Origin of the sequence: Novosphingobium sp., from assembly GCF_027531025.1 — a bacterium.
Taxonomy (GTDB): domain Bacteria; phylum Pseudomonadota; class Alphaproteobacteria; order Sphingomonadales; family Sphingomonadaceae; genus Novosphingobium.
Genome location: NZ_JAPZQX010000001.1, coordinates 64,384 through 81,335, shown reverse-complemented (window position 1 = coordinate 81,335; position 16,952 = coordinate 64,384). Strand labels below are relative to the sequence as shown.

At 66.4% G+C, this 16,952-nt stretch carries 25 protein-coding genes; 19 read left to right on the top strand and 6 right to left on the bottom strand.

All coding sequences use genetic code 11. The annotated features are described in order from the left end of the window. Window positions 1-141: 141 nt before the first annotated feature. From O9281_RS00395 to O9281_RS00380, 4 genes are read left to right on the top strand one after another with little or no spacing between them, the layout of a single operon-like run. The gene (locus tag O9281_RS00395; protein ID WP_298181598.1) at window positions 142-1,302 is read left to right on the top strand and encodes an acyl-CoA dehydrogenase family protein; all 1,161 of its coding nucleotides are present in this window, start codon (window positions 142-144) and stop codon (window positions 1,300-1,302) included. A gap of 3 nt (window positions 1,303-1,305) precedes the next feature. Then, window positions 1,306-2,445 (top strand): acyl-CoA dehydrogenase family protein, encoded by a 1,140-nt coding sequence (locus O9281_RS00390; protein ID WP_298181596.1) that lies wholly within the window; start codon window positions 1,306-1,308, stop codon window positions 2,443-2,445. A gap of 53 nt (window positions 2,446-2,498) precedes the next feature. Continuing rightward, window positions 2,499-3,314: an SDR family NAD(P)-dependent oxidoreductase gene (locus O9281_RS00385; RefSeq protein ID WP_298181594.1), complete on the top strand. Its 816-nt coding sequence runs from the start codon at window positions 2,499-2,501 to the stop codon at window positions 3,312-3,314. 3 nt (window positions 3,315-3,317) lie between these two features. Then, entirely contained in the window at window positions 3,318-4,202 is an 885-nt protein-coding gene (locus tag O9281_RS00380; RefSeq protein ID WP_298181591.1) for an SMP-30/gluconolactonase/LRE family protein, read from the top strand. Between the two features lie 10 nt (window positions 4,203-4,212). On the opposite strand, the gene gmk is transcribed toward O9281_RS00380, so the two are convergent. From gmk to O9281_RS00365, 3 genes are read right to left on the bottom strand one after another with little or no spacing between them, the layout of a single operon-like run. Next, the gene (gene gmk, locus O9281_RS00375; RefSeq protein ID WP_298181588.1) at window positions 4,213-4,851 is read right to left on the bottom strand and encodes a guanylate kinase; all 639 of its coding nucleotides are present in this window, start codon (window positions 4,849-4,851) and stop codon (window positions 4,213-4,215) included. Between the two features lie 30 nt (window positions 4,852-4,881). Continuing rightward, window positions 4,882-5,187 carry a hypothetical protein gene (locus tag O9281_RS00370; protein ID WP_298181585.1) on the bottom strand — a complete coding sequence of 102 codons (306 nt, stop codon included), beginning with the start codon at window positions 5,185-5,187 and terminating at the stop codon, window positions 4,882-4,884. Then, complete coding sequence (locus O9281_RS00365; RefSeq protein ID WP_298181582.1) at window positions 5,184-5,669, bottom strand: SspB family protein; 486 nt, start codon at window positions 5,667-5,669, stop codon at window positions 5,184-5,186. Before O9281_RS00365 ends, O9281_RS00370 begins: the two co-directional genes overlap by 4 nt. An 82-nt stretch (window positions 5,670-5,751) precedes the next feature. Here O9281_RS00365 and hisB point away from each other — a divergent pair, with 82 nt between their 5' ends. The 13 genes from hisB to pal all read left to right on the top strand — a co-directional run bounded on the left by hisB (window position 5,752) and on the right by pal (window position 14,318). Beyond that, window positions 5,752-6,345 (top strand): imidazoleglycerol-phosphate dehydratase HisB, encoded by a 594-nt coding sequence (gene hisB / locus O9281_RS00360; RefSeq protein ID WP_298181579.1) that lies wholly within the window; start codon window positions 5,752-5,754, stop codon window positions 6,343-6,345. Further along, entirely contained in the window at window positions 6,338-6,958 is a 621-nt protein-coding gene (gene hisH / locus O9281_RS00355) for an imidazole glycerol phosphate synthase subunit HisH (protein WP_298181576.1), read from the top strand. Before hisB ends, hisH begins: the two co-directional genes overlap by 8 nt. A gap of 190 nt (window positions 6,959-7,148) precedes the next feature. Then, window positions 7,149-7,877, top strand: coding sequence for a 1-(5-phosphoribosyl)-5-[(5-phosphoribosylamino)methylideneamino]imidazole-4-carboxamide isomerase (hisA, locus tag O9281_RS00350; RefSeq protein WP_298181573.1), 729 nt, complete (start codon window positions 7,149-7,151; stop codon window positions 7,875-7,877). Continuing rightward, window positions 7,874-8,635, top strand: a complete 762-nt coding sequence (hisF, locus tag O9281_RS00345; RefSeq protein ID WP_298181570.1) for an imidazole glycerol phosphate synthase subunit HisF — start codon at window positions 7,874-7,876, stop codon at window positions 8,633-8,635. Before hisA ends, hisF begins: the two co-directional genes overlap by 4 nt. Window positions 8,636-8,750: 115 nt before the next feature. Continuing rightward, window positions 8,751-8,957, top strand: coding sequence for a hypothetical protein (locus O9281_RS00340; protein ID WP_298181568.1), 207 nt, complete (start codon window positions 8,751-8,753; stop codon window positions 8,955-8,957). Window positions 8,958-9,001: 44 nt separating this feature from the next. After that, complete coding sequence (locus tag O9281_RS00335; protein ID WP_298181566.1) at window positions 9,002-9,325, top strand: phosphoribosyl-ATP diphosphatase; 324 nt, start codon at window positions 9,002-9,004, stop codon at window positions 9,323-9,325. Next, the gene (locus O9281_RS00330; RefSeq protein WP_298181564.1) at window positions 9,325-9,708 is read left to right on the top strand and encodes a histidine triad nucleotide-binding protein; all 384 of its coding nucleotides are present in this window, start codon (window positions 9,325-9,327) and stop codon (window positions 9,706-9,708) included. Before O9281_RS00335 ends, O9281_RS00330 begins: the two co-directional genes overlap by 1 nt. A 45-nt stretch (window positions 9,709-9,753) precedes the next feature. After that, window positions 9,754-10,227 carry a YbgC/FadM family acyl-CoA thioesterase gene (locus O9281_RS00325; RefSeq protein ID WP_298181563.1) on the top strand — a complete coding sequence of 158 codons (474 nt, stop codon included), beginning with the start codon at window positions 9,754-9,756 and terminating at the stop codon, window positions 10,225-10,227. Then, complete coding sequence (gene tolQ / locus O9281_RS00320; protein ID WP_298181561.1) at window positions 10,224-10,943, top strand: protein TolQ; 720 nt, start codon at window positions 10,224-10,226, stop codon at window positions 10,941-10,943. Before O9281_RS00325 ends, tolQ begins: the two co-directional genes overlap by 4 nt. Beyond that, window positions 10,943-11,443 (top strand): ExbD/TolR family protein, encoded by a 501-nt coding sequence (locus O9281_RS00315; protein WP_298181558.1) that lies wholly within the window; start codon window positions 10,943-10,945, stop codon window positions 11,441-11,443. The genes tolQ and O9281_RS00315 overlap by 1 nt, the downstream gene beginning before the upstream one ends. Before the next feature lie 4 nt (window positions 11,444-11,447). After that, window positions 11,448-12,314: a hypothetical protein gene (locus O9281_RS00310; protein ID WP_298181555.1), complete on the top strand. Its 867-nt coding sequence runs from the start codon at window positions 11,448-11,450 to the stop codon at window positions 12,312-12,314. Window positions 12,315-12,317: 3 nt separating this feature from the next. Next, window positions 12,318-13,673 carry a Tol-Pal system beta propeller repeat protein TolB gene (tolB, locus tag O9281_RS00305; protein WP_298181551.1) on the top strand — a complete coding sequence of 452 codons (1,356 nt, stop codon included), beginning with the start codon at window positions 12,318-12,320 and terminating at the stop codon, window positions 13,671-13,673. Between the two features lie 129 nt (window positions 13,674-13,802). Continuing rightward, a complete protein-coding gene (gene pal, locus O9281_RS00300) occupies window positions 13,803-14,318 on the top strand; it encodes a peptidoglycan-associated lipoprotein Pal (RefSeq protein WP_298181549.1) in 516 nt (171 codons plus the stop codon). Between the two features lie 32 nt (window positions 14,319-14,350). Here the strand turns inward: pal and O9281_RS00295 are convergent, their stop codons facing one another. Further along, the gene (locus O9281_RS00295; RefSeq protein ID WP_298181546.1) at window positions 14,351-14,527 is read right to left on the bottom strand and encodes a hypothetical protein; all 177 of its coding nucleotides are present in this window, start codon (window positions 14,525-14,527) and stop codon (window positions 14,351-14,353) included. A 151-nt stretch (window positions 14,528-14,678) separates the two neighbouring features. On the opposite strand from O9281_RS00295, the gene O9281_RS00290 reads away from it, so the two are divergent. Both O9281_RS00290 and O9281_RS00285 read left to right on the top strand, forming a co-directional pair. Continuing rightward, window positions 14,679-15,212, top strand: coding sequence for a J domain-containing protein (locus O9281_RS00290; RefSeq protein ID WP_298181541.1), 534 nt, complete (start codon window positions 14,679-14,681; stop codon window positions 15,210-15,212). Beyond that, window positions 15,200-15,727 carry a GNAT family N-acetyltransferase gene (locus O9281_RS00285; RefSeq protein WP_298181539.1) on the top strand — a complete coding sequence of 176 codons (528 nt, stop codon included), beginning with the start codon at window positions 15,200-15,202 and terminating at the stop codon, window positions 15,725-15,727. The genes O9281_RS00290 and O9281_RS00285 overlap by 13 nt, the downstream gene beginning before the upstream one ends. Here the strand turns inward: O9281_RS00285 and O9281_RS00280 are convergent. Beyond that, entirely contained in the window at window positions 15,714-16,202 is a 489-nt protein-coding gene (locus tag O9281_RS00280) for a PaaI family thioesterase (protein ID WP_298181536.1), read from the bottom strand. The genes O9281_RS00285 and O9281_RS00280 overlap by 14 nt on opposite strands. Window positions 16,203-16,264: 62 nt before the next feature. Next, entirely contained in the window at window positions 16,265-16,945 is a 681-nt protein-coding gene (locus tag O9281_RS00275; RefSeq protein WP_298181534.1) for an erythromycin esterase family protein, read from the bottom strand. Between the last annotated feature and the right edge of the window lie 7 nt (window positions 16,946-16,952).

Below are 16,952 nucleotides of genomic sequence, written 5' to 3'. Positions count from 1 at the left end.
GCTTAGGCCGGATGGGAGCGCGGTCAACGCCAAACCGGTTGACGTTACGGCAAGGCGGGCAGGTCAAGGCCAAGGAAATCCGCGCTTGCACGCGGTGCCCGAGTCGCCTTAACCTCTCGATTAAGAGAGGAGCTCTTGACCATGTCTGACCTTGAAGCCTTCCGGGCCGAAATCCGCGCCTGGCTGGAAGAAAACTGCCCGCCCGAAATGCGCCAGCCCGCCCGCAGCGATGATGATATCTGCTGGGGCGGCCGCAAGTTCCAGTTCAAGAACGAGGCCCAGAAGCTGTGGCTCGATCGCTGCGCGGCCAAGGGTTATACCGTGCCGGACTGGCCCAAGCCCTATGGCGGCGCGGGGATGAGCCCAGCCGAAGCCAAGATCTGGCGCGAGGAAATGAATCGCATCGGCGCGCGTCCGCCGCTCTCCTCGTTCGGGATCTGGATGCTTGGCCCGGCGCTGCTCAAGTTCGGGACCGAGGAACAGAAGGTCCATTACCTGAACCAGATCGCCCGCGGCGAAATCCGCTGGTGCCAGGGCTATTCGGAGCCGGGCTCGGGTTCGGACCTCGTGTCGCTCCAGACCTATGGCGAGGACAAGGGCGATCACTGGGTGGTCAACGGCCAGAAGATCTGGACCTCCTATGCCGACAAGGCTGACTGGATCTTCTGCCTGGTCCGCACCGACAAGACCAACAAGTACCAGGGCATTTCCTTCCTGCTGTTCGACATGGAAAGCCCCGGTGTCTCGACCAAGCCGATCCTGCTGATCAGCGGCAATTCGCCGTTCTGCGAAACCTTCTTCGACAATGTGAAGGTGCCCAAGCACCAGATCGTGGGCGAACTGAACCGCGGCTGGGACGTGGCCAAGTACCTGCTCGGCCATGAGCGCGAGATGATCTCGGGCGCAGGCGGCAATGACCGGCTCAACACCATCGGCGCCTTTGCCAAGCGCAATGGCCTCGAAGACCCGCTGCTGCGCGCCGAACTGGCCATGTTCGATGTCGATGCCCTGGCCTTCAGCGCGATGGGCGAGAAGTTCCTGGATGAGATCAAGGTCGGCAAGGCGCACCCCGCCCAGCCGAACATGATGAAGTACGCCGGGACCGAGCTCAACAAGCGCCGTCACGAGCTGCTGATGGCGGCGGGCGGATCGGCCGCGCTGGAGTGGGACAGCGAGGCGTCGGGCGGCGGCTCGAAGGCGCGCACCTGGCTGCGGACCAAGGCCAATTCGATCGAAGGCGGCACGAGCGAGGTCATGCTCAACGTCATTTCCAAACGCATTCTCGACCTGCCGGGAGCCTGAGCCATGGCGCTATATCACACCGAAGACCAGGCCATGCTGGCCGACACCGCGCGCCAGTTCATGTCCGACGAAGGCACCATCGCCAAGCAGCTGCGCCATTGGCGCGACAAGCAGTGCAAGGATGGGTTTGGCCACGCGCTGTGGAAGCAGTTCGCCGAACTGGGCTTTACCGGGATCCTGGTGGCCGAGGCCGATGGCGGGCTGGGCATGGGCCATGTCGAAGCCGGGATCGTGCTCGAGGAAATCGGCCGCAACCTGACGCCATCGCCCTTCCTGACCAGCTCGGTCATGGCCGCTACCGCGATTGGCGCGGGCAGTGCCGACCTGCGCGGGCGCTACCTGCCCGGGCTGCTTGCCGGTGACAGCGTGTTCGCCGTGGCGATCGACGAAGGGCCCAAGCACCGCCCCGAACGGATCGCCACCCGCGCCGAGCGCGCTGGCAACGGCTTCCGGATCACCGGCGGCAAGGCCTTCGTGGTCCACGGTGGCAGCGCCGATATGCTGGTCGTCGCCGCCCGCACTGCCGGTGCCGACGATGACAATGACGGGATCACCCTGTTCGCCGTGCCCAAGGATGCTGCTGGCCTGAGCCAGGATGCGGTCCGGCTGGTCGACAGCTCGATGGCGACCCATGTGAAGCTCGATGGCGTCCAGGTCGATGCCGATGCCGTGATCGGCGAGGTCGATGCCGGGCGCGAGCTGCTCAACCGGGTGCTCAATGCCGGGCGGGTCGGCGCGGCGGCGGAAAGCGTCGGCGTGGCGGGCGGCGCTTTTGACATGACCACCACCTACCTCAAGCAGCGCAAGCAGTTCGGCCAGCTGATCGGCGAGTTCCAGGCGCTGCAGCACCGCGCCGCGCACCTCTATTCGGAGCTGGAAATTGCCCGCGCCTCGGTCATCAAGGCGCAGCAGATGCTTGATGCCGGGTCGGACAAGGCCGAGCTGATGGTTTCGGTGGCCAAGGCCAAGGCCGGCAAGGCCGCCAGCCTCGCGGTCAAGGAAGGGGTGCAGATGCATGGCGGGATCGGCATGACCGACGAGTACGACATCGGCCTTTACATGAAGCGCGACCGCGCGCTGTCCGAATTCATGGGCGACATGTATTACCACGCGGAGCGCGTGGCGCAGTTGAGCGGCTACTGAACCTGGGCCGTCACCCCGGATCAGGTCCGGGGTGACGATGAAGGAATTGGGTGATGGATTTTTCGAAACTGTTCAGCCTTGAAGGCAAGGTTGCCCTGATCACCGGCGGCAGCCGCGGGATCGGCAAGATGATCCTCGAGGGCTATCTCGCCGCCGGGTGTGAGCGGGTCTACATCACCGCCCGCAAGCGCGAGCAGATCGCCGAGACGATTGCCGAGTTCGAGGCGCAGTACCCCGGCAAGGTGATCGGTATCCCGGGCGACCTCAGCCAGATGGAAGACCTGAAGCGCGTGGTGGCCGATATTTCGGCCCGCGAGACGAAGCTCGACATCCTGGTCAACAATGCCGGGGCAGCCTGGGGCGCGGAATTCGATCAGTTCCCCGAAGCCGGCTGGGACAAGGTGATGGACCTCAACGTCAAGAGCCTGTTCTTCCTGACCCAGCAGCTCCACGGTCTGCTCAAGGCGGCGGGCACCTTCCAGGCTCCGGCCAAGGTGATCAACATCGCCTCGATCGACGGCCTGCGGCCGAACCCGTGGGAGACCTATTCCTACCAGGCCTCGAAGGCGGCGGTGATCCACCTGACCAAGCGCCTTGCCGCGCGCCTGATCAAGGACAACATCGTCTGCACCGGGATCGCGCCGGGGGCCTTCCCCAGCGAGATGAACAAGGCCGCGGCGAAGAACCCTGAAGGCAGCGCCAAGGGCATCCCCTACAAGCGGGTGGGCGCGGCCGAAGACATGGCAGCGGGCGCGATCTACCTCGCCAGCCGCGCGGGCGACTATGTGGTCGGCACAACGATCCCGATCGACGGCGGCATCGTCAACGCCTGGATCCCGGAAGTGTTCAACGATCCTTCGGGGCACTGAGCCATGAGCCGCGCGGTCCGCACGCTCGCTCAAGGGATCTACTTTGGCGAGGGACCGCGCTGGCATGAGGGCCGGTTGTGGCTGTCAGACTTCTATGCCAGCCGGGTCTGCTCGGTCTCGCTGGCGGGAGACCTGCAGGCCGAGCTGGAGCTGGAAGGGCGCCCTTCCGGCCTTGGCTGGCTGCCCGATGGCTCGCTGCTGGTGGTGCGGATGGAACTTCGCCAGGTCTGGCGGCGCTGGCCCGATGGCCGGTTCGAGCGCCATGCCGACCTGACCGGCCATTCCGCTTTCCTCTGCAACGACATGGTCGTCGATGGGCAGGGCCGGGCTTATGTCGGCAACTTCGGCTTCGATCTGGATGCCGAACTGCGCGCTCGCGGCCCGGAAAGCGTGATCGGCGATCACCCGACCACCGTGCTCGCGCTGGTCCAGCCCGATGGCACCGTCAGCGATGCCGCCCCCGGTGAAAAGTTCAGCTTTCCCAACGGCATGGTCATCACCCCCGACGGCGGCACGCTGATCGTGGGCGAGACACTGGGCGGGCGGCTGACAGCGTTCGACATTGCCGACGATGGCACCCTCACCAACCGCCGAGAATGGGCGCCCACCTGGCCGCGCGTACCGGACGGGATCTGCCTCGATGCGTCAGGCGCGGTGTGGATTGCCAACCCGCTGGCCCCGGAATGCGCGCTGATCGCGCCCGGTGGCGAAGTGCTGGCAGTGATCGAAACGGGCCTGCCTTGCTATGCCTGCATGCTCGGCGGGCCGGAAGGGAAGCACCTGTTCATGCTCGTCGCGCCGAGTTCGGATGCGCACGAGGCGGCCAAGGCCCCGCTGGGCAAGGTGCTGGTCGCGGAGGTCGATGTCGGTCGGGCCGGCTTGCCCTAGGATCCTGGCCCTAATCCTTCATCAACCCGCGCACGAAGCCGATCAGCCCGGTCTGGCGGGCGCGCTTCATCCGTTCGGCGTGGAGGATTTCGCAGACCTGGGTGTAGCAGGCTTCGACATCGTCGTTGATCACGACATAGTCATAGCCGTCCCAGTGGCTGATTTCGGCCCGGGCGCGTTCCATCCGGGCGGCGATCACTTCGGCGCTGTCGGTGCCCCGGCCGGTCAGGCGGCGGCGCAGTTCGTCGATGCTGGGCGGCAGGATGAACACGCGGACCACGTCCTGCTGGTCCTTCTGGTAAAGCTGCTGGGTGCCCTGCCAGTCGATATCGAACAGGTAATCGCGCCCTTCCTTTAGCCCGGCGCGGATCTGGGCCTTGGGCGTGCCATAGGAATGGCCGAAGACCGTGGCCCATTCATAGAACTCGTCCGCTTCGACCATCCGTTCGAACTCGGTCTGGTCGACGAAGTGGTAATGCACCCCGTCCACTTCGCCCGGGCGCATCGGCCGGGTGGTGGCGGAAACCGACAGATTGATCGCGGGATCGCGGTCCAGCAGCATCCGGCTGATCGTGGTCTTGCCCGCGCCCGAGGGCGAGGACAGGATGAACATCAGGCCGCGGCGTTGCAGGGTGTCAGATGATGCCATGCGCTCCAATCGCGCAAGGCGGGCGGGCGATCAAGTCTCGCCGGTGTCTTTTTGCCCTACCGCCTGCGTCTTCGCCTGCGCCTGCGCCGCACCCTTGCGGGCCTTGCGCCGGTCATAGAGCTTCTTGGCGATCAGGCCCGAGGTGACAACGATTGCGCCAGGGACCGAGCGGGTCGCCACCCGCATCGCCACGGCTCCGGCGATCCCGGACAGCAGGTTGCGTTTCTGCCCGGCCGGTTCGGGCGTGTCGGGCAGCGCCTTGGCAATCGCGGTGTTGAGCAGTCGTCCGCCGCCTTGCCGCGCCAGCCGCGCCAACAGGCGATCGGGCAGGGTCATTTCTTGCGCCCGAAATCGATCGTGACGACGTTGGAACCCGGCTCGCCATCGGCCACCGGGGGTTCGTCATTCCCGGCCTCGTCATGCGGTTCGGGCGCGGCATCGGGCACCATGGCCTGGAACTGCAGCCCGAAATCGACCGCCGGATCGACAAAGGCGGTGATCGCCGAAAAGGGCACGTCGAGCTTGGCCGGCAGCTGGTTGAACGAAAGGCCGACCGTGAACCCGTCCTCGGTGACGCCAAGGTCCCAAAACTTGTTCTGCAGCACGATGGTCATTTCGTCCGGGAAGCGCTCCTTCAGGTGCGTCGGGATCGACACGCCCGGCGCCCCGGTCTTGAAAGTGATGTAGAAATGATGGGCGCCCGGCAGCACGCCGCCTCCGGCCTCGACCTGGCCCAGCACCCGGCCCACTACCGCGCGCAGGGCCTCCTGCACGATCTCGTCATAGGGGATCAGGCTATCGGGGGCTTCATCGCTCATGGCCTCCAAGTGGCTTTGCCTGACGCCATGGTCAAGGGCAAAGCGCTTGCACAGGGCCATTTCCGGCCTATAGGCCAGCCCCATGCGCACCGGACGGATCGCCCGCAAGACTCACGAAACCGACATTCTCGTCGAAGTGAACCTCGACGGGACGGGGGCCTATGACGTCTCCACAGGGATCGGGTTCCTCGATCACATGATCGAGCAGTTCAGCCGCCACTCGCTGATCGACGTGACGTGCCACGTGAAGGGCGACCTGCACGTGGACCAGCACCACACGACCGAGGACAGCGCGATCGCGCTGGGCCAGGCGATTGCCCAGGCGCTCGGCGACAAGGCCGGGATCGGCCGTTATGGCACCGCCTACAGCCCGATGGACGAGGCGCTGGCCCGCGTCGCGCTCGACATTTCGGGCCGCCCCTGGCTGGTCTGGAACGCGAAGTTCACCCAGGAACGGCTGGGCGAAATGGATACCGAGCTGTTCGAGCACTGGTTCCAGTCGATCGCCCAGGCGGTGGGCATCACGCTGCATATCGAGCTGCTCTACGGCACCAACAACCACCATATCTGCGAAGGCATCTACAAGGGCTTTGCCCGGGCGATGCGCCAGGCGGTGGAGCTGGATCCGCGCAAGGGCGGGGCGATCCCGTCGACCAAGGGTCAGCTCGGTGGCTGAAGTCATTGCCCTCGTCGATTATGGCGCAGGCAATCTTCACTCGGTGGCAAATGCGCTGAAGGCCGCCGGGGCGGAAGGGATTCAGGTCACCGCCGACCCGGACGTGGTCCGCGCAGCGGACCGCATTGTCCTGCCCGGCGTCGGCAGCTTCAAGGCCTGCGCCGAAGGGCTGCGGGCGATCCCCCACCTGGTCGAGGCGATGACCGAACGGGTGCTGGTTGGCGCAGCGCCGTTCCTGGGCATTTGCGTCGGCATGCAATTGCTCGCCTCGCGCGGGGTGGAGCATGGCGTGACCCCGGGGCTGGACTGGATCGGCGGCGAAGTGCGGCTGATCGAGCGGACCGATCCCGCGATCAAGATCCCCCATATGGGCTGGAACGATGTCCTCGTCCGTCCCCATGCCCCGCTGCTGGACGCGGGCGAGGCCTATTTCCTCCATTCCTACCACTTCGTCCCCGATGACGGGCACCATCCCCTGGCCATGACCGACCATGGCGGCGGGCTGGTGGCAGCCGTGGGCCGCGACACGATCCTGGGGGTGCAGTTCCACCCCGAAAAGAGCCAGGCCTATGGCCTTGCCCTGCTGGAAAGGTTCCTGGAATGGAAGCCGTGAGCCGCGCTCAGCCGCTGTCCTACCGCGCCACGTCATGGCATGGTGGCGCGATGCGCAACCCTGCTTTCACGACCTCTGTTCATGGCCTGGCCGTGGCATCTGTGGGGTCAGACTTTTTTGCGATTAGAGACTGGTCCAGGCGGTCCAAGCGTTCTGCCCCTGCGATGAACGCCCGGTGGAAAGGCCAGCAATGATCGTTTTTCCCGCTATCGACCTCAAGGGCGGGCAGGTTGTCCGCCTGTCCGAAGGGGATATGGACCGCGCGACGGTCTATGGTGACAACCCGGCCGCCCAGGCGCAGCTGTTCGCCGCTGCCGGGTCGCAGTTCCTCCACGTGGTCGATCTCGACGGCAGCTTTGCTGGCCGGGCGGAGAACCGCGCGGCGGTGGAAAGCATTCTCGAGGCCTTCGATGGCCACGTCCAGCTGGGCGGCGGGATCCGTACGCGCGAAGCGGTGGAAGGCTGGTTCGACCTGGGCGTGTCGCGGGTCGTGATGGGCTCGGCCGCGCTCAAGGACCCGGAATTCGTCAAGGACATGGCGCGCGAGTTTCCCGGCGGGATCGTCGTCGCGGTCGATGCCCGCGACGGCATGGTCGCGACCGAAGGCTGGGCCGAGGTGTCCGACGTGCCGGTGGTCGATCTGGCCCGGCGGTTCGAGGATGCCGGGGTGGCCAGCCTGCTCTTCACCGACATTGGCCGCGATGGCTTGCTGAAGGGCGTCAATATCGACGCGACGGTGGAACTCGCCCGCCAGGTCGATCTGCCGGTGATTGCCTCGGGCGGCGTGAAGGGCCTTGATGACATCCACATCCTCTCGCTCCACGCGGTGGATGGAATCGAGGGCGTGATCACCGGTCGCGCGCTTTACGAAGGCCGACTGGACCTCGCCGCCGCCATCGCGATGGCCAACCGCGCATGACCGTCCGCGTTCGCGTCATCCCCTGTCTCGATGTCGCCGATGGCCGGGTGGTCAAGGGCGTGAACTTCGTTGACCTCAAGGATGCCGGCGATCCGGTCGAGCAGGCGCGGGCCTATGACGCGGCCGGGGCGGATGAGCTGTGCTTCCTCGATATCAGCGCCAGCCACGAAGGGCGCGGCACGTTGCTCGACGTGGTGCGGCGAACGGCGGAAGTCTGCTTCATGCCGCTGACGGTCGGGGGCGGGGTGCGCGCGGTGGAGGATGCCCGCGCGCTGCTGCTGGCCGGGGCCGACAAGGTGGCGGTCAATTCCGCCGCCGTGAGCCGGCCCGAAGTGGTGGCCGATATTGCCGAACGCTTTGGCAGCCAGTGCGTGGTTGCCTCGGTCGATGCCCGGCGCACCCCGCGCGGCAACTGGGAAATTTTCACCCACGGCGGCCGCAAGGCGACCGGGATCGATGCAGTGGAACATGCCATGCGGCTGGCAGGGCTGGGCGCTGGCGAACTGCTGGTCACCTCGATGGACGGGGATGGCACTCAGCGCGGCTATGACCTCGACCTGACCGCGACCATTGCCGATGCCGTTTCGGTGCCGGTGATCGCCAGCGGCGGGGTCGGCACGCTTGAGCACCTGGTCGAAGGCGTGACCAGGGGCCATGCCAGCGCGGTGCTGGCGGCCTCGATCTTCCACTTCGGCAAACATACCATTGCCGAGGCCCACGCGGCCCTGCGCGCTGCCGGACTGCCCGCGCGGGGCTGAGGCGGAGTCGGCGCGGTTTACATCTGTTAGCAAATGCACCTAACCCTTAACCATTAACTCGACGCGACTCCGCGCCCCGGGCGGTGCTGGCATGGAGATTGCGTAAACCATTGCGATGACGCATTTCCACTCCCTGCGGCGCGCTTGGCCCCAGCTACTGCTGGCCCTGCTGCTGCTCGGTGCGGATGCTCCCGCCCTGGCCAATTCCGGGCCGGGTGCGGGTACGCCGATCCCCGATCCCGGCGCGGCGACCCTGCTGGCGCTGGGCGTGCTGGGGGTGATCATCGGCCGCTACGGCGGAAAGCGCCCTCCGCTGGATTGAATTGCTTGACGGCTTGGGGCTGTCACCGCATTTCCTGCCGGGTCATGACCGCCCCCGATACCCTTGCCCGCCTGGCCGCGACGATCGCCGCGCGCCGCCATGCCGATCCGGCCTCCAGCTGGGTGGCCAAGCTCTATGCGCGTGGCCTGCCGGTGATCGCGCGCAAGCTGGGGGAAGAGGCGGTTGAAACCATCACCGCGGCCCTGGCCGGCACCCATGAGGAGCTGGTTGGCGAAGCGGCCGACACGATCTTTCACTTGCTGGTGCTGCTTGATGCCAAGGGTGTCTCGCTCGACGAGGTCCTGGCCGAACTCGATCGCCGCGAAGGCACCAGCGGAATCGCCGAAAAAGCCAGCCGGAGCGAATGATGCCGATCGACCCGACCCTGCCCTATGACAGCCAGAACGTCTTCGCGAAGATCCTGCGCGGGGAAATCCCGAACCGCACGGTCTATGAAGACGAATGGGCGCTGGCCTTCCACGATATCAATCCCCAGGCGCCCACCCATGTGCTGGTGATCCCCAAGGGCGCCTATGTCAGCTGGGACGATTTCTCGGCCCGGGCGGCGGCCGAGGAGATCGCCGGGTTTGTCCGCGCGGTGGGCCATGTCGCCCGCTCGCTCGGGCTGGTCGAGCCGGGCTACCGGCTGCTCGCCAACATCGGCCATAACGGCCACCAGGAAGTGCCGCACCTGCATGTTCACCTGTTCGGCGGGAAACCGCTCGGCCCGATGCTGGCGCGGTTCGACTGATCCAGCGCTTGCCCTGCGACTCGCCCCCCGGCTAAGGCTGGGGCTATGGCGTCATATCCCGCCCCACCCGCTGGCCTGATCGATGGAACCGTGCACCACTTCGCCGTGCGCGCCTATTTCGAGGACACCGACCTGTCGGGCGTGGTCTATCATGCCAATTATCTGCGCTGGTTCGAACGCGCCCGCAGCGACTTCGTGCGGCTGCTGGGGATCGACCAGCGCGCGGTGAACGAGGCAGGTGAGGGGGCCTTTGCCGTGGCCGACCTGTCGATCCGCTATGCCGCCCCGGCCCGGCTCGACGATGCCGTGTTCATCGAGACGACCTGCGAGGAGCTGGGCGCGGCCTCGTGCCGGATGCACCAGATCGCCCGCCGCGAGGATGGCCTGCTGCTGGCCGAAGCGCGGCTGCGGGTCGGTTTCGTTGCTCCCGATGGTCGTCCGCGCCGGATGCCCGCGCCCTGGCGCGCGGCCTTTGCCACCATCATGCCCGCCACCCCATCCACCGAAGGATCCGCATGACCGTTCTTGCTTCGCTTGCCGCCGCCGCGCCTGTAACCGGCCCCACCCGGCTCGATCCGATCGAGCTGTTCCTGGCCGCCGATATCGTGGTCCAGTCGGTCATGGCCGGGCTGGTGCTGGCCTCGGTCTGGGTCTGGGCGATCGTGATCTCGTTCGGCCTGCGCATGGCCGGAATCCGCAAGCGCTGCGATGCCTATGAACGCGATTTCTGGAAGGCCAGCGATATCGAGGCCTTCCAGGCCGAACGCGGTGGCAAGGAAGCGGGCGAAGTGCCCAGCGCGCGGATCGTCGCGGCGGGGCTGGGCGAATGGCGGCGCTCCACCGCCGCCAAGGCGATTGACCGCGAAGGCGTGCGCCAGCGGCTGGCGACCGCGATGGACAGCGCCGTGGCGCACGAGGCGGACAAGCTGTCCGAACGGCTCGGCTTCCTCGCCACGACCGGCTCGGTCGCCCCCTTCATTGGCTTGTTCGGCACGGTCTGGGGGATCATGAATTCGTTCTTCCAGATCGGCGCACAGGAAAACTCGTCGCTGGCCGTGGTCGCGCCGGGGATTTCCGAGGCGCTGTTCGCCACGGCGATCGGCCTGTTCGCGGCGATCCCGGCGGTGATTGCCTATAACCGCTTTGCCCAGGGCGTGAACCGGCTGGAAGCCCGGTTGCAGCGCTTTGCCGACCGGTTCCACGCCAGCCTCAGCCGCGAACTGGACGCGGCCTGATGGGAGCGCAGCTGTCTGGCGGCGGTGGAGCGCGGTGCGGCCGCCGGGGGCGGGGCAGTCGCGCCCCGATTGCCGAGATCAACGTGACGCCCTTTGTCGATGTCATGCTGGTGCTGCTGATCATCTTCATGGTCACCGCGCCGCTGCTCAATGCCGGGGTTCCGGTCAACCTGCCGGACAGCAATGCCCGGGCGCTTGACCAGGAACAGGCCCAGGTGAACCTGACGCTGGACAGCGCGGGCAAGCTCTACATCGACGATGCCGAAGTAACCCTGGCCGAACTGCCCCGCGAACTGGCCAGCGTGCCGCGCGGGGCCGATGACAAGCCGCCGCTGGTGACCCTCAGGGCCGACAAGGCGCTGGACTATGGCGAGGTCGTGGCGGTGATGGGCGAGCTCAACCGGGCCGGGTTCAACGCGATCTCGCTGGTCACCAATGCCGCCGCCCCGGCCGCTGAGCCAGCGGTCACCGGCGGTTCAGGCGCGACGCCGCAGGAATAGCGCCATGGACCGGGCTCTCATCAGGCGCGATGAAGGCGTGGCACTGGCGATTGCGCTGGCGGCCCATGTCGCGCTGGTGGCTGTCCTGGCACTCCAACCGGGGCCAAAGCCGCTGCCCATGCCCGAGCGGATGACCGTGACGCTGAGCGAGGACGTGGGCCTCACCTCGACCTCGCCCGATCCAGCCGCCGCCGCCGCGCCTGACCAGGCCCCCGAACTGGGAATGGATGCCACTCCGCCGCCGCCCGCGCCGGTACCCGCGCCGCCCCAGGCCCGACCAGAGCCGAAACCGGAACCGCGTCCGCTACCCAAGGCGCAGCCAACACCGGCACCCAAGGCGCCGCCCGCCAAGGCCCAGCCAGTCAAGACGCCGCCGACCAAGGCTCCTCCCACGAAAACTCCAGCCACCAAAGCCCCGGTGACCAAGGCCCAGCCGCAAACGCCGCCCAAGGGTCCGGCAGGGGGCAGCCGGATCGGCCCCGATTTCCTGAAGGGCACGCCCGGCGCCACGGCCACCGGTCCCGCCACCGGGCAACCGGCCGCCGCGATCGGCCCGGCGGTGCGTTCGGCGCTGGCCAGCGCGATACTTCGGCAGATAAAGCCCAAATGGCAGGGGCGTGTCCCACAAGGCGTGGACACCGAAAAGCTTGTCACGATAGTCTCAATTGAACTCAACCCAGACGGATCTCTTGCCGGTGCTCCCAAGGTTTTGAACCAAGAGGGGATTACTGATTCAAACCGAAGTCAAGCAAGACGACATGCCGAAGAAGCAGTACGTGCGCTTCAACTAGCTGCACCATTCCAGCTACCGAATGAGTTATATGAAGCTTGGAAGAAACCCCCGCCGATCCGTATGAGAAAGAGCATCTAAACTATGAAGCCCAGTGCAGTTCTTGTTACACTTGCTCTTTTTTCTGCTCCCATCCTGGCGCAGGAAACGGTCCCGCCAACTCAAGCGGCACCAGAGGCAGCGATAGAAGTTCTCGATGAGTCCGACTGGCAGGACCTGGGCATCGCCATCCCCGCCTTCGCCACCAATGCCGACGTGCCGACCGCGACCAGCGCCGGCTCGACCGCCGCGCTTGGCACCAGCCTCGCGCAGATCATCACCGCCAACCTCAAGAACAATGGCCTGTTCAAGCCGGTTGGCCCCGAAACCCTGCCACGCCCGGCCTATGAGGAAGTGCGCGCGCCGGCCTATCAGACCTGGTCGGGCCGCAGCGCGGAAATGCTGGTTCAGGGCTTTGTCCGCCCGGGCGAGGGCAACCAGCTGCTGGTCGGCTGCTATCTCTATGACGTCGCGCTGAAGCAGCAGTTGGCCAGCGCGGCCTGGCAGGTGGCCCCCACCGACTGGCGCCGCGCCGCGCACAAGTGCGCTGACCTCGTCTATGCGCGCCTCTCGGGCGAGAACCCGTTCTTCGACAGCCGGATCGCCTATATTGCCGAAACCGGGCCGAAGGATCGCCGGATGAAGCGACTGGCGATCATGGATTCGGACGGGGCCAACCACCGCTATCTGACCACCGGGCAGACCATCGCGCTGACCCCGCGCTATTCGCCCGATTACAAGTCGATCCTTTATCTCAGCTATTTCAACGGCCAGCCGCGGATCTACATCTACGACCTTGAGCGCAACAGCCAGCGGCTGCTGCTGCAGACCAGCAATCCGCTGTTCGCGCCGCGCTGGTCGCCCGATGGCAAGTGGGTGCTCTATTCGATGGCGGCGGGCGGCAATACCGACATCTACAAGATGCCCGCCAGCGGCGGCGCAGCGGTGCGGCTGACCGATGCCCCGGGGATCGACATCGGCGGCAGCTTCTCGCCCGACGGCAAGCGGATCGTTTTCGAAAGCGACCGGTCGGGCAGCCAGCAGGTCTATGTGATGAATATCGACGGCACCGACCAGCGCCGGATCAGCTTCTTCGGCGGCCGCTCGGCCACGCCCGAATGGAGCCCGCGCGGCGATCAGATCGCCTTTACCCACATCGCCGGGAACCTGCGCATCGCGGTGATGGACCCCAGCGGCAAGGGGATGCGGTACCTGACCGACTCGTGGCAGGACGAGGCACCGACCTGGGCCCCCAACGGCCGAATCGTGCAATTCTTCCGCACGGCGCGCGGCAGCGGCAAGGCTTCGCTCTGGCAAGTCGATCTGACCGGGCGCAACGAGCGCCGCCTGCCGACCCCGGTCGATGGTTCCGATCCCGCCTGGGGGCCGCTGCGGCCCTGAATTGGCCCCTGAGGTGGCCATGGTGTGCCTGCTGTGGGTTGACCGTGTGCCCCTTAAAGGCCAGTTCAAGGACGGTTCAGGCGCTGGTGCCGACAGGTTTTGCGGCAAGGGGAGCAACAGGAGACAACGATGACTGACAAGCGCATTTCCGTTGCCGCCGTGCTGGCGGTCAGCCTTGTTCTTGGCGCTTGCGCCGGCAAGGCCCCCAAGACCATGCCGCCGGATCCGGGCGGTGCCGTTTCCACCGCCGCCACCGATGGCGGCCGCACCGGCCCCGTGCCCGGCAGCCAGGCCGATTTCGTGGCCCGGATGATGGGTCAGGATTCGATCTATTTCGACACCGACCGCTTCAATATCGATAGCGCCGACATGGCCGCGCTGCAGGCCCAGGCCACCTGGCTGGCCCGCTATCCGGCCAAACGCGCGACGATCGAGGGCCATGCCGACGAGCGCGGCACCCGCGAATACAACCTGGCGCTGGGCGAACGCCGCGCCAATGCCGCCAAGAACTACATGGTGAGCCTGGGCATCGATGCCGCCCGGCTCAACACCATCAGCTATGGCAAGGAACGCCCCGTGGCGCTCGGCTCGGACGAGGCAAGCTGGGCCAGGAACCGCCGCGCGGTAACCGTTACGATTGATTGAGTAATCCGGCCCGGGCCCTCTGGCCCGGGTCCTTACTGCAGGGCCGGGAGCAGCTGGCCAATCGAAGGCAGCGGGGCCACTTCGGTCTGAGCCGACCAGCGCGGGCCATCACGCTCGATCCCACCGGTCCGCGCATCACCGCCAAACAGGGCAAAGGTGGCCATGGCCAGCACCGAGGCGGCGATCGACAGGGCCAGTTGCTTGCTCATCGCGGGGAACCTCCGTGCGGAAACTGCACGGGCATCAAATGGTATGCCTCATGCTGCATTGCAATACGGTCTTTTGGCCGGACAACCTTAATCGCTGATGTATGGCGCTTTTGCTTGCACGTACCGGTGCGCCGGGCCTATCCGCCAGCAAATGAGCAGGGCCCGCCGATCCAATAGCTGGGGCTTCCCGCGGTGGGGAGGCTATGGTGGTGCGCGCGACACCGTGCAGGTCCGCCTATGCGACCGGGTGGGCTGCACCGAACCCGGCACCTGCCCCGCGCCCAAATCGCCCAACAGCCCTGAACGCTGGATGTTCTGCCAGGCCCATGCCGCCGAATACAACGCTGGCTGGGACTACTTCGCCGGCCTGACCGCCGAGGAAGCCGCCGAGCGCGAGGCGAGCGAACGCCAGACCCATGAAGGGTACAAGGAATCGGCCCATTATGGCTGGGCCGGATCGGGCGATGGCAGCCGCAGCCGCGATGAACTGCGCGCGCTCGACCTGCTGGAACTGACCCCGGATGCCGATTTCGACGCGATCAAGAAGAGCTACCGCACCAAGGCCAAGGCGGTCCATCCCGACCTGCGACCCGGCGACGAGGACGCCGCCAAGGCTTTCCAGGCATTGCAGTTGGCCTATGAAGTGCTGCGCTCGGCGGAGGAGCGGCGCGAGTGGAAGGGTTAGACCCAGCGACCCGGCGTGACCGGATCGAGGCGGGCCGGGTTGTCCTGCGCCGCGCCCGCATTGACGATCTGGCCATGTTTCATGGGGCGATGAGCGATGCGGGCGTGATGCGCTATTGGTCGACGCCGCCGCACGAGGATCTGGCAACCAGCCGCGACTGGGTGGAGTCCATGATTGCGGCCGATCCGCTGATCAGCGACGATTTCGTGATTGAAGTCGCCGGCCGACCGATCGGCAAGCTGGGCTGCTGGCGCATACCCGAGCTTGGCTATCTCCTGCATCCAGACTTCCACGGGCAGGGCTATGCCAGCGAGGCTTTGGCGGCTTTTGTAGACTACATGCGTGGGCGCGGCCTGCCGGGACTCAAGGCTGATGTCGATCCGCGCAATCTGGCCTCGCTCCGCCTGCTGGAACGAGCCGGCTTCGTGGAAACCGCGCGTGTCGCTGGAACCTGGCTGGTGGCCGGGGAATTGTGCGACAGCGTCTATCTGGAGCTGCTGCTCAGCCCTGCCTGAACCGCTTGATCGTGGCGGAAAAGGCGAGGACATTGCGTCCGGCATCGTCGATGATCCCGCGCACGAAGACCACGCTGCCACCGGCGCGCACCACCTCGCCCCGCGCGGTCAGCAACCGTCCGGGTTCGGCCGCGCCGACAAATTCACAGTTCATCGTCATGGTCACCCCGTGGACCGAGGTGTCCATGCCGCCGCCGATCATGAACAGGGCATAATCGGCAAAGGTCATCAGTGCCCCGCCGTGGATGTTCCCGCCGCCGTTGCGGTTCTTGGCTTCGGGGATGAAGCCGCAGACGATTGGAGCATCGGGCCCTTCGCCTTCGGGTTGGCAATAGAACGGCCCGGCGTGCTCCTCGAAATGATCGACCGGCTCCCAATGGTACCAGCCAGCCCAGGGGCCTTCGGCAACCTTGACCAAACCCGACCGCAGTCCGGTCGTTTCGCTTTCCAGCTTGTCGTGGGTGTGCTCGCTCATGTTGCTGCCTTGAGCAGAACCGGCGGCTGGTCGCAAGCCTTGCCAGCCATCGCAAGGCCGCCTCAGCGATCCTTGCGGATGTCAGCGGCGGCGGCTTCGGCCGGGAAGATCACCGCGCCGTCAACGATCTGCGACCAATCCGCTGTCAGGCGCTGGTGCGTGAACAGGCCGACGGTGCGCCGACCTGCTCGGCGCAGCGCGGCCGCGCTCAGAAAGGCCGTCTGCCGGTGGTCATCCGGGATGGCCAGCCGTTCCAGCGACCCGGCTTCGGCCGGTGCAATCGCGCGCGGGGCGGGAAAGCCGCGGGTCGTGCCGCCCAAGGCGCCGAAACCCAGGGCAAAGGCGCGGCGGCCGTGGCGTTCGGCCACCAGGCTGCCAAGGTTGCGCAAGCCGGCCCAGCGTGGTTCCGGGGTGGCATCACGCGCGGCGTGGACCGTTGCCGTCCAGATGATCACTTTGGTCCCGGCGGGCCAGCCCGCCTGCCACCAGGCCAGCAGATCGAACATCGCCTGGTCGCGTCCGGCAAAGAAGGCGCGCTGGTCGCGCGGATCAAGTGCCAGGAACCGGCCCAGCATGTCCAGCATGGCGCGATGTTCGCGGCGAGCCTGCGCGTCGGATGGCTCGGGCAGGGTACGGATCGCGGCCATGCAGGATTGCAGCACGACCTTTCGCTCCGCCGCGAAACCCTTGAACAGGTGATCGCGAAAGGCAGTGCGGCAGCTATCGCGCCGGTCAGCGGGCAAGCCTTCG

Excerpts from the sequence above, each read along its gene's own strand:
- O9281_RS00395 (WP_298181598.1), top strand. The coding sequence starts at position 142 with ATGTCTGACCTTGAAGCCTTCCGGGCCGAAATCCGCGCCTGGCTGGAA.
- O9281_RS00390 (WP_298181596.1), top strand. The coding sequence starts at position 1,306 with ATGGCGCTATATCACACCGAAGACCAGGCCATGCTGGCCGACACCGCG.
- O9281_RS00385 (WP_298181594.1), top strand. The coding sequence starts at position 2,499 with ATGGATTTTTCGAAACTGTTCAGCCTTGAAGGCAAGGTTGCCCTGATC.
- O9281_RS00380 (WP_298181591.1), top strand. The coding sequence starts at position 3,318 with ATGAGCCGCGCGGTCCGCACGCTCGCTCAAGGGATCTACTTTGGCGAG.
- gmk (WP_298181588.1), bottom strand. The coding sequence starts at position 4,851 with ATGGCATCATCTGACACCCTGCAACGCCGCGGCCTGATGTTCATCCTG.
- O9281_RS00370 (WP_298181585.1), bottom strand. The coding sequence starts at position 5,187 with ATGACCCTGCCCGATCGCCTGTTGGCGCGGCTGGCGCGGCAAGGCGGC.
- O9281_RS00365 (WP_298181582.1), bottom strand. The coding sequence starts at position 5,669 with ATGAGCGATGAAGCCCCCGATAGCCTGATCCCCTATGACGAGATCGTG.
- hisB (WP_298181579.1), top strand. The coding sequence starts at position 5,752 with ATGCGCACCGGACGGATCGCCCGCAAGACTCACGAAACCGACATTCTC.
- hisA (WP_298181573.1), top strand. The coding sequence starts at position 7,149 with ATGATCGTTTTTCCCGCTATCGACCTCAAGGGCGGGCAGGTTGTCCGC.
- hisF (WP_298181570.1), top strand. The coding sequence starts at position 7,874 with ATGACCGTCCGCGTTCGCGTCATCCCCTGTCTCGATGTCGCCGATGGC.
- O9281_RS00340 (WP_298181568.1), top strand. The coding sequence starts at position 8,751 with ATGACGCATTTCCACTCCCTGCGGCGCGCTTGGCCCCAGCTACTGCTG.
- O9281_RS00335 (WP_298181566.1), top strand. The coding sequence starts at position 9,002 with ATGACCGCCCCCGATACCCTTGCCCGCCTGGCCGCGACGATCGCCGCG.
- O9281_RS00330 (WP_298181564.1), top strand. The coding sequence starts at position 9,325 with ATGCCGATCGACCCGACCCTGCCCTATGACAGCCAGAACGTCTTCGCG.
- O9281_RS00325 (WP_298181563.1), top strand. The coding sequence starts at position 9,754 with ATGGCGTCATATCCCGCCCCACCCGCTGGCCTGATCGATGGAACCGTG.
- tolQ (WP_298181561.1), top strand. The coding sequence starts at position 10,224 with ATGACCGTTCTTGCTTCGCTTGCCGCCGCCGCGCCTGTAACCGGCCCC.
- O9281_RS00315 (WP_298181558.1), top strand. The coding sequence starts at position 10,943 with ATGGGAGCGCAGCTGTCTGGCGGCGGTGGAGCGCGGTGCGGCCGCCGG.
- O9281_RS00310 (WP_298181555.1), top strand. The coding sequence starts at position 11,448 with ATGGACCGGGCTCTCATCAGGCGCGATGAAGGCGTGGCACTGGCGATT.
- tolB (WP_298181551.1), top strand. The coding sequence starts at position 12,318 with ATGAAGCCCAGTGCAGTTCTTGTTACACTTGCTCTTTTTTCTGCTCCC.
- pal (WP_298181549.1), top strand. The coding sequence starts at position 13,803 with ATGACTGACAAGCGCATTTCCGTTGCCGCCGTGCTGGCGGTCAGCCTT.
- O9281_RS00295 (WP_298181546.1), bottom strand. The coding sequence starts at position 14,527 with ATGAGCAAGCAACTGGCCCTGTCGATCGCCGCCTCGGTGCTGGCCATG.
- O9281_RS00290 (WP_298181541.1), top strand. The coding sequence starts at position 14,679 with ATGAGCAGGGCCCGCCGATCCAATAGCTGGGGCTTCCCGCGGTGGGGA.
- O9281_RS00280 (WP_298181536.1), bottom strand. The coding sequence starts at position 16,202 with ATGAGCGAGCACACCCACGACAAGCTGGAAAGCGAAACGACCGGACTG.